This is a genomic window from Plectonema cf. radiosum LEGE 06105, from assembly GCF_015207665.1.
GTDB classification, from domain to species: domain Bacteria; phylum Cyanobacteriota; class Cyanobacteriia; order Cyanobacteriales; family Nostocaceae; genus Rivularia; species Rivularia radiosa_A.
Window position 1 is genome coordinate 30,753 of sequence record NZ_JADEWL010000008.1, and the last position, 12,157, is coordinate 42,909.

Below are 12,157 nucleotides of genomic sequence, written 5' to 3' on the forward strand. Positions count from 1 at the left end.
TAACATGATTATTTTTTGAATAATTTTTTTATTAAGACCAAAAACAACCTCAAATTCAGTGCAATCAAGGACTTCGGCACAACTAAGTTAACTATTATCAATCATCTTGTGTAACATTATCAGCATAATTAATCTCTAGGAGGTTGCTGAATAGTTCACAATTTGTTACAAAAATATAAATAACTTCTAGTAATCTCTACTCAAAAATGTTTGGCGGACTTACTGGTTTTAAAGATTCTCAAGGTAGTGACTGGGGAGAGCAGATGCTCAACACCGTTGCGAGCCAAACGATTCGCCACTTGTTTACTAAAAGCGAGTCGGTAGAAGTCTTTGTCCGCTGCTATCCCTCCAGCAAGCTTTTACAGGGCAGTATTGACAGCTTTAAAATGGGCGGTCGTGGCTTGGTAATTCGCAAAGATTTCTTGGTTGACGAGATGTCGTTTGAAACCGATGCCGTATCTATCGACTTCAGTTCGGTACTAAGCGGTAAGCTGCGTTTAAAGCAACCCACTCAGGCGATCGCGCAAGTTATATTGACTCAAGAAGGTATTAATCAGGCTTTTGAAGCGGAATTAGTGAAAAAACGCCTGATAAATCTTTCCGAACCAACATTAACGGCATTATCTGACGGTGAACCTGTTTCTTTCACTGAGGTTCAGGTGGAATTGCTATCAGATAATCGGTTAAAGATATTCGCCAAAGCTGACTTGAACAATGGTGAATTAGTACCGTTAAATATGACCGTACAAGTAAGTATTGAGCGACGACGAAAAGTTTCGTTCAAAAGCCCTGAAATCGACCTGGAATCGGTACCAGAAGAGCAAAGAGAAATTTCGCAAACCTTATGTACTGCATTAGCAGAAATTTTAGATAACATGGTCGATTTAGACCGTTTTGACCTGGACGGAGTAAAAATGCGGCTTAATCGTTTAGAAACGGAAGGTCATAAATTAATTTTTAGCGGATATGCCGAGATTGAACGTATACCAAGTACTAAGTGACAGTTGACAGTGGACAGTTAACCTTTAACCTTTAACCTCTAACCTTTAACCTTTAACCTTTAACCTCTAACCTTTAACCTTTAACCTCCGACCTGTACAATCAATCCCAGAACTGTTCTTAAGGAGAAGATTTGTGTCACTTAAAACATCATCACCGCAACTACGACGGGAGTTAGGGGTTGTAGGAGCAACTGTGATGGGGCTTGGTTCGATTATCGGTACAGGGGTTTTTGTCAGCATTGGTATTGCTGCTGGAATTGCCGGTAATGCGGTAATTTTAGCTGTAATGATTGGTGCAATCGTGGCAATTTGTAACGGACTCAACAGCGCTCAACTTGCTGCTAATCATCCTGTAAGTGGTGGTTCTTACGAATATGGTTATAAATACTTGAATTCTTGGTTGGGATTCACCGCTGGATGGATGTTTTTGTTGGCAAAATCTGCTTCTGCTGCTACAGCGGCTTTGGGTTTTGCTGGTTACTTTTTGAATGCAACAGGTTTGGATGCAAGTGGTTTACTTGTACCCTTAGCCTTAGCTGCGGTAATTGCGATCGCGGTTATTGTTCTAAATGGTATTCGCCGCTCTAATCGAGTAAATATTATAATTGTATCTGTTTCAGTTTTTAGCTTAATTTTCTTTATATTTGGGGGAATTCCCACAGCGATCGCCAAAGGTGGGGAAAATCTCACACCTTTTAACGGTTCGGTTGCGAGTGTGCTTCATGCTAGTGCTTTGATGTTTGTAGCTTACACAGGTTACGGTCGAATTGCCACCTTGGGAGAAGAAGCCAAAAACCCGCGTCAAACGATTCCTAAAGCCATTGTTGTAACAATGATAATCACAATGCTGGTTTACGTAGGAGTAGCAACGATTGCTGTAGCGGCTATTGGGGCTGAAAAGCTTGGTGAATCGGCTGTAACGGGACAAGCAGCACCTTTAGAAGTAGCAGTTCGTAGCTTCGGTATTCCGGGGGGAGCGCAAATCTTGGCAATTGGGGCAATTTTCGCCATGTTAGGAGTATTGCTCAACTTAATTTTAGGTTTATCTCGCGTATTATTGGCAATGGGAAGACGACGAGATATGCCGAGGATTTTTGCCAGATTAAATCAATCCGGTACAACTCCCACAGCTGCTGTAATTGCAGTAACTATGATAATTGCTGTTTTAGTCTTAATCGGTAACGTTAAAACCACTTGGTCTTTCAGTGCTTTTACTGTTTTAATTTATTATTCAATAACTAATTTAGCTGCATTTGCTATACCAAGTCAGGAAAGACTTTATCCTAAATGGCTATCAATTCTTGGCTTATTAGCTTGTTTATTTCTGGCTTTCTGGGTTGAACCATTTGTTTGGCAAGTCGGTTTAGCATTGATTGTTGCAGGATTAATTTGGCACACAGTCGCTCAGAAGTTAGGAGGTGAGAGTTAGGAGTTAGGAGTTGAGAGTTAGGACTATTATCCGTTTTAAAATTGATCTACAAAAAAAATGTAGAGACGTAGCAATGCTACGTCTCAATCGTCTAATGTATAAATCCGACTTTAGAATTAATCTCAAACCTAAAATCTGCGGATTAATTTAGAATTAGAATTTATCGACCAACACCGATATACTGGAAACCAGCCCTAATGATTGCTTCGGGATCGAGAAAGTTACGACCATCGATAATCACCGGGTTGTTCATCAATTGCGCCATTTTGCTGTAATCGAGATTATTAAACTGTTCCCATTCGGTAACGAGTACCAAAGCATCGCAGCTATCAGCAAGTCTTTCTGCATCGGTTTCTACCTGCACGCCGGAAAGACCGTGACGCATACCAGATTGAGAGATAATTGGATCGTATGCTTTAACTTTCGCTCCCAATCGATTTAATTGCTCGATTAAATTCAACGCTGGTGCATCGCGCATATCGTCAGTATCCGGTTTAAAAGTTAAACCAAGTAAACCTACAGTCTTACCTTTAAGAATTTTTAAAGCTTGCTGGAGTTTTTCTAATGCAATCAAACGCTGACGTTCGTTAACGCTGACAGTAGCTTTGAGTAGTTGTGCTTCGTAACCGTAGTCATCAGCAGTATGAACCAATGCGGATACGTCTTTGGGAAAACAGGAACCTCCCCAACCGATACCAGCATTTAAGAACTTGCTACCAATCCGGGAATCTAAACCGATACCTTTAGCAACTTGAGTTACATCAGCACCAACGCGATCGCAAATGTTAGCAACTTCATTAATAAAGCTAATTTTAGTTGCCAGGAAAGCGTTTGCAGCATATTTAACCATCTCAGCCGAAGATAAATCTGTTGAGAGTACGGGTACTGGAGGCAAAGATTTATCTTCTGCATATTGACGCTCTACAATTGGAGCATACAATTCTTTCATCATCGAAATAGCTTTTTGAGAATTGCCTCCCAAAACAATCCGGTCGGGATTAAAAGTATCGTAAATAGCCGAACCTTCCCGTAAAAACTCTGGATTACTAATTACATCAAAATCGCCAGCAGGTAACTTATCTTCACACTTGTTTCCACCTGCGGGTACCAATTCTTTTTGACGTTCAGCAATACCATCGAGAACAATCATCCGTACCCAATCTCCCGAACCAATGGGTACTGTGGATTTGTTAACGATAACTTTGTAACCACCATTTAAATTATTTCCGATACCTCTTGCAACCGCTTCTACATAACGGGTATCGCTTTCACCTGTAGGTAAAGGGGGAGTTCCTACAGCAATAAATAAAATTTCTCCATGAGCAACTCCCGCAGCCAAGTCGCTAGAAAACTGAATTTTGTCTGCTTTAATCGCATTCTGCATAATTTCTGAAAGTCCTGGCTCAAAAATTGGCGATTGCCCAGACTTCATCAACTTCACTTTCTCTTCGTTATTATCTATACAAATGACATCATGCCCGATGTGAGCCAAACAAGCTCCAGTTACCAAACCAACATAACCAGTACCAATTACGCAAACTCGCATATTATCTAATTCCTCACTGTGTTTATTAGTCGATAGTCAAGAAGTCTATGGTTTATAGCCACAAAAATTTGGAGCAAAAGTATTTTTTTTACTTAACACTACTATTGACAATCGTCTTTTCAGTAGTTTGTACCCGCTGCCGAAAATCTTCTATAGTCTGTTTTAACCCTTCTTGAAGAGGAATGCTAGGTTCCCAATTCAACAAAGTCCTCGCTTTGGTGATGTCAGGGCGACGACGACGGGGGTCATCAGAAGGTAATGGTTCAAAGTTGATTTTTGCATCTGGATTGACCATATTTTGAATGGTTTGGGCTAATTGTAAAATGGTGTATTCATCCGGATTACCCAAATTAATTGGGCCGATATGGTCTCCATTCATCAAACGCATCAATCCATCTACTAAGTTGTCAACATAGCAAAAACTACGAGTTTGGGAACCATCTCCGTAGACGGTTAGAGGTATACCTTGCAAAGCTTGAACTATAAAATTGCTAACTACCCGTCCGTCATGTTCAAACATTCGCGGACCGTAGGTATTAAAAATACGAGCAACGCGAATATCAACATCATTTTGTCGGTGATAATCGAACATCAACGTTTCAGCAATCCGCTTACCTTCGTCGTAACAGGAACGAAGTCCAATGGGATTAACATTACCCCGATAATCTTCACTTTGGGGATGAACTTCCGGATCACCATAAACTTCACTAGTGGAAGCTAGTAAAATCCTTGCTTTGACACGCTTAGCCAAACCCAGCATATTCAGCGTACCCATTACATTGGTTTTAACTGTTTTTACGGGGTTGTATTGATAATGTACCGGAGAAGCGGGACAAGCCAAATGATAAATTTGTGCTACTTCCAACCTAATTGGTTCTGTGATATCGTGACGAATCAGTTCAAAATACGGATGATTCAACCATTTCACGATATTTCGCTTGTGTCCGGTGTAGAAATTATCCAAACAAATTACTTCATGCCCATCATTCATCAATCTGTCGATCAGATGAGAACCAATAAACCCAGCTCCGCCAGTCACCAATATTCTCATAATTTACCAGTTAACTACAAATATTTACTTTATTCGATTGTGCTTGTTTTTAGGATACCCAGCCTGACTACATAAATATAGTAAAAGTACGGATAATTCAACAGAAATTTTCAATCCGTCTCAAACCTCTAGATGCAAAATTATTCCTATTATGTCTAATTTTTAACAATTCCATCAGAAAAATAACAAAGATTGTATGGTAAGTGTGAAGTATCACACTAAAATTTATCAAAAATTTAATCAGGTAAAGTTATTGTAGGGGATTACATTCACATTGAAGATTTAGGAAGTTGAGCATATGGAACTACAAGGAAACTCTTAACAATTACCAATTACCCATTCCCAATTCCCCTACTAATAACTGATTACTGATAACTGGTAACTGGTAACTGATTACTAGCAACATCAGCAGTCACTGCGGCATTATTGGTACGCTGTGCTGGTTCTCCGAGCATAATAATAGAACAAGTGAGTTGACTTGCTAACTGGGTTGTCACATCACTAATAGCTAATCCACCAGGAATAGTACGATTGCGAATAAAAGGTAGAACCACTAAATCATATAGTCTGGCTGCTTGTAATATTGCTTGAGCAACATTCTCGTGAGCGATAATTTGAATTTCCGGTGGATTGGATAAACCGAGTTTAGATATAAGCAGCGAAAGTTGCGATCGCCGCCAAGATATTTTACTAGAACTAGTACGGCGATCGCACACGTTGAGTACGGTAACTTGGGCTTGATTTGCCAAAGCGAGAATCTGAGCGAACTGCACTGGTTGTAATATCGGCGCGGTTAAATTTTCCACTGGTACTAAGATGCGCTGGATTTTCGAGGGTGACTCTACAAGACGGGTTACAGCAACAGGACAATGAGATGCCCATAATACTCCATCAATAACATTACCGAATAAACGTGCTTTCAACCCAGTACGCTTACCCCAACCCATGACAATCAAATTTGCCTTTTTTTCTTTAGCAGCTCGACTAATTCCTTGAGCAAAGGCATCATCTATTCGTAATAATGGTTCTGCTTCTACATCTAAAATACGACTTAATGCTGTAGCTTTATTTAACAATATTTCGCTTCTTTTTAGGGAATTTTCCAACTGGGGTGCATCCATATGAGCCGCAGCGGTTGCAATTGCTAACGGTATAATTTTCCCTTGGGTTTGATGGGCTAATAATGCAGCCATTTCCATTAAATGCTGCTGTGTTTGGGGATTATAAACGGGTACTATGATACTGAAAGGACTGCCTATTTTCTGGGAAACATCGTAATTAGCAGGGGTTTCTTGTTGTTTTATTAATGAAGAATGTAAACCCACCGCAACTCGACTGGTAATTATCGGTCCGATCAATGAAGTTACTAATATTAAAAATATGACGCTATTTAAAACTTCTAAAGGCAATAATTGCGCTTGATATCCTATCAAAGTGACACAAGAGGTTATTCCGACTTGAGGTAATGAAATAGACCACATTGTGAATATTTCGCGCCAATTGTAATGGTAAATTAATTTTGCTAATAATGCGGCAATAAATTTGCTTATGATTAAACTTAAAATCAGAAATAACGTGAAACTTAACATACCAATGTTTTTGATAAACATAGGCAAATCAAGTTTAAATCCAAGGTCAACAAAGAAAATCGGGATAAACAACAAGCTACCGACAAAGACAATCTTTTGTTTGACTGGTCCATCTCCGATAACTTCATTGACTGCTAATCCAGCAAAAAAGGCGGCAACTATTATTTCAATACCAATTAATTGAGCGCCAACAGCCGCTATAAATACCGCTAGTAGTACAAACAAAAATTGATTACCTTCATCTTCTCCCGACCTTCGTAAAAATTCTTTACCAGCCCAGTCAAAGCCAATTAAAACTACCACACAATAGACAATCAACCAACCGAGTAGTGCAATAGTTTGCCCTGGGTTAAAATCTTTTATATGAATTGCTACACATATAACCAACATCAATAATGCAGCAATATCTGTAAAAATGCTTGCTCCAATTGTGACACCTACTGCTTCATTATTCATTAATCCCAAACGATTAATAATCGGGTATGCTAAAAGGCTATAGGAAGCAAGTATTGAGCCAATTAATATCGAACTTAGCCAGTCAAATTCAAAGATTCTTCCGAGTAAAGTTCCCAATAGCAAAGGTATAGCAAAAGCAAAACTGCCAAAACCCAAAGCGCGATTTCGCCGACGACGGAATTGATTTAAGTCAACTTCTAAACCTGCGACAAATAACAAATAAGCTAAACCGATTTTTGATAATAATGTCCAAGCAGAATTATTGATATCAAATAATTCCCACCCAAAATTACCAATTAAGATTCCCGATAAAATTAAACCAATTAATCCCGGTAATCGCAGTCGTTCAAATAGAATCGGTACGACTAAAATAACTACCAATATCAAAAACAAGGGAAAAATTGGTTCCTTTTCAATAACTTGACTGTATGGTAAGACTGCTATTCGCTCTAAAAGTACCATATTTAATGTATTGCGGACAAAGCAAAAACGTACTGTTTGCTACTGCGATCGCAGTTGTGATTACTAAAATTTTTTGAAATAAAAATCTCAAACTGATGCTGCAAAAAAATCAAAAAATTATACCTAGAATACCTTAAAAATCATGCAAAAAGTCACTATCTATGGATGTATTTGATTCAAAATGAATCGTAAACGATCGTAGTCGTCTTTAAGCAACACGCTCAAGTAACGTCCAGCTTCAATTAACCATTGTCGGTCAGCTTTACGTAACTGATACACATCTCGAATTGCTGCTGCACTCAAAGCCTCAACCGGCGCACCATTTACCGAAAGCAGTGTTTGTAAAAAATCAAATTCTTCGGTAAATTTCAATACCTCTTCTGGTTCGCATCGATGAACTGCTTGATGAATTTGTGGCGGACGGGGTGGTAGATACTGATAAATTTTATTACCCTGTATTTGCTGTTCAAATCCAACAATCGCGGCACGAAATTCGGTTTTGAGCATGGCAAATATTTGGGGTTGTTCCTCTCGCAAATCTTGTAGCGATAACCCTAAAGCTACTGGTCGATGTACGGAATCTATGGGCATTGTAGTTGCATGAAATACAACGCCAAACACCTTATTTGCTGATTCTTCATCCACCGAACATATCCAACTACCGAAGGGAGGCATTGCTGGAAAGCTCAAATCTTCTGGATCTAAACACTGTGCTAAAAATTCAGTTGTCGCAGTTTCAATCACTTCCGCAAAGTGATTGGGGTGGCGATTACTGTTACTAAACTGCGGTAAAGGAAGACGCATAAATAAAAATCAGGTTATGAGCGATAGGTCTGGAGTTAGGAGTTATGAATTATCAGTTAAAAGATAATAACAAATAATCCAAAACCCTAAACTCTTAACACGTAACTAATTCCTGATCATTTTTTACGTCCTGCTGTGGGATCTACAGCCTCTAACTCGCTAGGTCGAAAGATGATTAATTTATCCCAATTACCACCTTCAAATAGTACAGCTACCTTACCGCTGCTAACTCGTTGTACAAGCCCTTCAAAGCGGTAGTAGGTATCTGCGGGGTTTTTAACGCGAACGGTTGCTCCAGGCAAAATCATAATTGTTGCTCTCTGTTGCTTTCTCGATCAATTATCAATGATTAATCATCAATTATCAGTTATTCACTTATCAGAGAATAAGGTTAACAGAATAATTAAATTAAATCGGTGAACAGTTATCAGTAGACAGTGTTAGCGAAGCGTGTCCGTTAGCAAAGCGTGACGCGATAGCGTCATAGGACATACAATAATCTATTGATATGCTTCTTAGCTTATCTCCATCCATACACCGTCGCAACTGTCAACTGGTAACTGATAACTGTTGATGGTTAATATTTTTTAAGAATGCGAAAGTTTGCTACTGATTCAACTAATCCAATCCCGATAAAATTAGCTAACATCGCCGAACCACCGTAACTCATAAATGGTAAAGGAATTCCTGCTACTGGTGCTAAACCTATGGTCATACCAATATTAACAACCATCTGGAATACAATCTTTGCCAAAACGCCAATTGCTAATAAAGAGCCAAAATTATCTTTAGCGGTTGAAGCAACATAGAGTAGACGCTGACAGATCAAGCAAAATCCCAGCAATAATATCAAACAGCCAATAAAACCGAATTGTTCGCCAACGGCTGAGAAAATAAAGTCTGTATGCTGTTCGGGAACGAAATTTAGTTGAGTCATCGGACCGTTAAAAGGACCCCATCCGAACCATGTACCAGCACCAATAGCGATACGCGATTGAATTAGGTGGTATCCAGTGCCGAGGGGATCTAGTTCGGGGTTGAGAAATGAAGTGATTCGACCTTTTTGATATTCTTTGAGTACATGATTCCAAGCAAAGATTCCTATTTCTCCACCCAAAAGATTCAAAGCTAATGCCCCTATACCACCCAGACCAAATCTTTTTCCTGGAAGTGTGTACCAGCCTACTAAGCCCATAGTTATAGACCAAATCAATCCTAAAGGCGTAAAAAATAGTTCCTTAGATACAATCATTGGCTCAGCCCAGGGCCAAGGTATGCTAAATAAAATTGCCGCTACTACTGGAGAAACTAACAGTATTAACCAACCCGGATTAGCATTTGCCCAATACAGCATTCCTAATACAATCGCGCCAAATACCAACGATGTTGCTAAGTCTGGTTGTAAAAATACCAATGCCCAGGGAACCGCCGTTACTGCTAAAGCTCTGAAAAAGTTGGGTAGAGTGTCAGCCGTGCGCTTGTGTAACAGCGCGGCTAAGGTGATAATTACACCTATTTTGGCAAATTCTGACGGTTGTATGTTAAAGCCAAAAACACTAATCCATCGCTGTGCGCCTTTAGCAGCAACACCTACGACCATAACCGCTATCAAACTGACATTAGTTAGCGTATAGGTAATCCAGTGCCAACGTTGCAGATTTTCATAACGGGTGCGGGCTATCAGTAACGCTAATAATACACCAACACTAGCAAGTATTAAGTGTACGGCCCACTTTGAGTCGGTATTTTCTTGATTTAATTCCGTACTCAGAATCATAAAGCCGCCAAACATGGTAATGACAATTGGTAGCAAAAATAAAAGTAAATCTATTTGCTGCCAGGGTTTAAAAAGATTCTGCCAGGGATTTCTATTGCGTGAGTAGCGTGACTTTTTTAATAACATTGAGCTTAATTGATACCTGAGCTTTTAAATACTAGATTTCACAAATGTCTTTTTATCTTTATTCTCAGTACTCAGTCCGCTACCCAGACAGAAATCCAGATTTTTTTGATGTCAGATTATGTCAGAGCAGCTACTGATACTTTCCCGGCGATCGCCAAGGCAATTTTCTTTAAAGCAATTGCCGAAGCGGAATCTGAGTCGGCTACAACTATCGGGATACCATTGTCTCCCCCAATTCTTGTAGATATTTCTAACGGTACGCACCCCAATAAAGGTATTCCAAGTTCGGTCGCTGTTTTGGAGCCACCACCGGAACCGAAAATATCATACTGTTTATCGGGCATATCTGGGGGTATAAAATAACTCATATTTTCAATAATCCCCAAAACTGGTACTTTCATTTGTTGAAACATCCGCAAACCTTTACGAGAATCGAGTAAAGCCACATTTTGGGGTGTAGTTACAATTACGGCACCGGCGATTGGTACGGCTTGTGTCAATGTTAGCTGAGCATCACCTGTTCCTGGAGGCATATCTACTATTAAATAATCTAATTCTCCCCATTCCACTTGATATAAAAACTGGCGAATCACTCCATTAAGCATTGGTCCGCGCCAGATTACAGGTTGATCGCGATCGATGAGAAAACCCATTGAAACTAGTTTGACTCCATGATTAAAAGCAGGTTCCAAGATTTCGCCTTTCTCACCTTGACGGACATTGATTTTAGCTGACTCCAGCCCCAACATTGTCGGGTCGTTAGGTCCGTAAATATCGGCATCAAGCAAACCCACCTTTGCTCCAGTTTGAGCTAATGCTACAGCTATATTTACAGCTACCGTGCTTTTACCTACACCACCTTTACCACTAGAAACAGCAATAATATTTTTGATCCCTGGTACACTATTACGGTCGGGTAAACTTTTTTGTTGGGGTGTTTCTGCCGTCACTTCTACCGCTACATCCGTAACCCCAGGAAGCTTTTTCACAGCTTTTTGACAATCCTCAACAATAAATTCACGTAACGGACAAGCAGGTGTAGTTAAAACCAGAGTGAAGCTCACCTTACCATCTTCGATTTTGACATTACGAATCATATTGAGTTCCACCAAACTTTTGCGAAGTTCTGGGTCTTCCACTGGTCGCAACACATTTAAAACCGAATTTGAATCAAGAACACTATGCATGATATTTTCACCCTTATTTTTGTAACAATTTTTAACAACAAAAAATATTATTTTGGAGAGAGTTAGTGGTTAGTGGTTAGTGGTTAGTGGTTAGTGGTTAGTGGTTAGTGGATGGTAAAAATACAACCAACAACCATCAACCATCAACCATCAACCATCAACCAACAACCATCAACTATCAACCAACAACCATCAACTATCACCTTAAAACAGTTCCGATTGTAAAGTCGATTTTCTTTTCCTTGATACTGCTTTGATTGCGGCTTCTTCAACAGCTTCAATTAAAGCCCGCGCTACTTTGTCGGCATAAGGACGGGAAAAAGACCAAACTAAAGGAGACAACCAACCGCGTAAGGTTACTGAATAAGACAAACAACTACCGCACACCGTGGATTCTATTTTGTAACTGATTCGTTCTTCTAAACCGGGAATTGCGAGAATCCTTACGCTTAGTAGTTCCCTGGGATTAACACGTTCGACAAAAATACGGATTGGAATCGGCGAAAAACGTGTTACTGCTTGATAAATTAATCCTGGTTTGGGTACTAATCCATAAGGTACGTTAGTGCTTTTAAGTAATGGATGCCAGGAAACGTCTGCCAAGTCAACAACTTTATGCCATATTTCATCCACGGAAGCAGAACTAATTTCGCGATAACTTCGCACCAAAGAGACACAAACTTGACGACGTTTGCGGTTGATAGATTTTGATAACCAACCTTGCATTCT

At 39.7% G+C, this 12,157-nt stretch carries 10 protein-coding genes; 2 read left to right on the forward strand and 8 right to left on the reverse strand.

Going from position 1 to position 12,157, the window contains the following annotated elements; all coding sequences use genetic code 11:
- Positions 1 to 206 precede the first annotated feature (206 nt).
- Complete coding sequence (locus tag IQ247_RS03925; protein ID WP_193917261.1) at positions 207 to 1,001, forward strand: LmeA family phospholipid-binding protein; 795 nt, start codon at positions 207 to 209, stop codon at positions 999 to 1,001.
- Positions 1,002 to 1,134: 133 nt separating this feature from the next.
- Complete coding sequence (locus IQ247_RS03930) at positions 1,135 to 2,430, forward strand: APC family permease (RefSeq protein ID WP_193917263.1); 1,296 nt, start codon at positions 1,135 to 1,137, stop codon at positions 2,428 to 2,430.
- Positions 2,431 to 2,590: 160 nt separating this feature from the next.
- Here the strand turns inward: IQ247_RS03930 and IQ247_RS03935 are convergent, their stop codons facing one another.
- The 8 genes from IQ247_RS03935 to IQ247_RS03970 form a co-directional block, all read right to left on the reverse strand.
- Positions 2,591 to 3,976 (reverse strand): UDP-glucose dehydrogenase family protein, encoded by a 1,386-nt coding sequence (locus IQ247_RS03935; RefSeq protein ID WP_193917265.1) that lies wholly within the window; start codon positions 3,974 to 3,976, stop codon positions 2,591 to 2,593.
- A gap of 88 nt (positions 3,977 to 4,064) precedes the next feature.
- Positions 4,065 to 5,027: a UDP-glucuronic acid decarboxylase family protein gene (locus IQ247_RS03940; protein WP_193917267.1), complete on the reverse strand. Its 963-nt coding sequence runs from the start codon at positions 5,025 to 5,027 to the stop codon at positions 4,065 to 4,067.
- Between the two features lie 365 nt (positions 5,028 to 5,392).
- The gene (locus IQ247_RS03945; RefSeq protein WP_193917270.1) at positions 5,393 to 7,534 is read right to left on the reverse strand and encodes a cation:proton antiporter domain-containing protein; all 2,142 of its coding nucleotides are present in this window, start codon (positions 7,532 to 7,534) and stop codon (positions 5,393 to 5,395) included.
- Positions 7,535 to 7,693: 159 nt separating this feature from the next.
- On the reverse strand, positions 7,694 to 8,338 hold the full coding sequence (locus IQ247_RS03950) for a hypothetical protein (protein ID WP_193917272.1): 645 nt from the start codon (positions 8,336 to 8,338) through the stop codon (positions 7,694 to 7,696).
- A gap of 116 nt (positions 8,339 to 8,454) precedes the next feature.
- On the reverse strand, positions 8,455 to 8,646 hold the full coding sequence (locus tag IQ247_RS03955) for an NAD(P)H dehydrogenase subunit NdhS (protein WP_193917274.1): 192 nt from the start codon (positions 8,644 to 8,646) through the stop codon (positions 8,455 to 8,457).
- 269 nt (positions 8,647 to 8,915) lie between these two features.
- Positions 8,916 to 10,241, reverse strand: coding sequence for a rod shape-determining protein RodA (gene rodA, locus IQ247_RS03960; protein WP_193917276.1), 1,326 nt, complete (start codon positions 10,239 to 10,241; stop codon positions 8,916 to 8,918).
- Between the two features lie 116 nt (positions 10,242 to 10,357).
- Positions 10,358 to 11,428, reverse strand: a complete 1,071-nt coding sequence (locus tag IQ247_RS03965; RefSeq protein WP_193917278.1) for an Mrp/NBP35 family ATP-binding protein — start codon at positions 11,426 to 11,428, stop codon at positions 10,358 to 10,360.
- Between the two features lie 204 nt (positions 11,429 to 11,632).
- Complete coding sequence (locus IQ247_RS03970) at positions 11,633 to 12,154, reverse strand: SRPBCC family protein (protein WP_193917280.1); 522 nt, start codon at positions 12,152 to 12,154, stop codon at positions 11,633 to 11,635.
- Positions 12,155 to 12,157: the final 3 nt, after the last annotated feature.

What these genes read in the sequence shown, in the direction of transcription:
- IQ247_RS03925 (WP_193917261.1), top strand. Translation starts at nt 207, where the DNA reads ATGTTTGGCGGACTTACTGGTTTTAAAGATTCTCAAGGTAGTGACTGG.
- IQ247_RS03935 (WP_193917265.1), bottom strand. Translation starts at nt 3,976, where the DNA reads ATGCGAGTTTGCGTAATTGGTACTGGTTATGTTGGTTTGGTAACTGGA.
- IQ247_RS03940 (WP_193917267.1), bottom strand. Translation starts at nt 5,027, where the DNA reads ATGAGAATATTGGTGACTGGCGGAGCTGGGTTTATTGGTTCTCATCTG.
- IQ247_RS03945 (WP_193917270.1), bottom strand. Translation starts at nt 7,534, where the DNA reads ATGGTACTTTTAGAGCGAATAGCAGTCTTACCATACAGTCAAGTTATT.
- IQ247_RS03950 (WP_193917272.1), bottom strand. Translation starts at nt 8,338, where the DNA reads ATGCGTCTTCCTTTACCGCAGTTTAGTAACAGTAATCGCCACCCCAAT.
- IQ247_RS03955 (WP_193917274.1), bottom strand. Translation starts at nt 8,646, where the DNA reads ATGATTTTGCCTGGAGCAACCGTTCGCGTTAAAAACCCCGCAGATACC.
- rodA (WP_193917276.1), bottom strand. Translation starts at nt 10,241, where the DNA reads ATGTTATTAAAAAAGTCACGCTACTCACGCAATAGAAATCCCTGGCAG.
- IQ247_RS03965 (WP_193917278.1), bottom strand. Translation starts at nt 11,428, where the DNA reads ATGCATAGTGTTCTTGATTCAAATTCGGTTTTAAATGTGTTGCGACCA.
- IQ247_RS03970 (WP_193917280.1), bottom strand. Translation starts at nt 12,154, where the DNA reads ATGCAAGGTTGGTTATCAAAATCTATCAACCGCAAACGTCGTCAAGTT.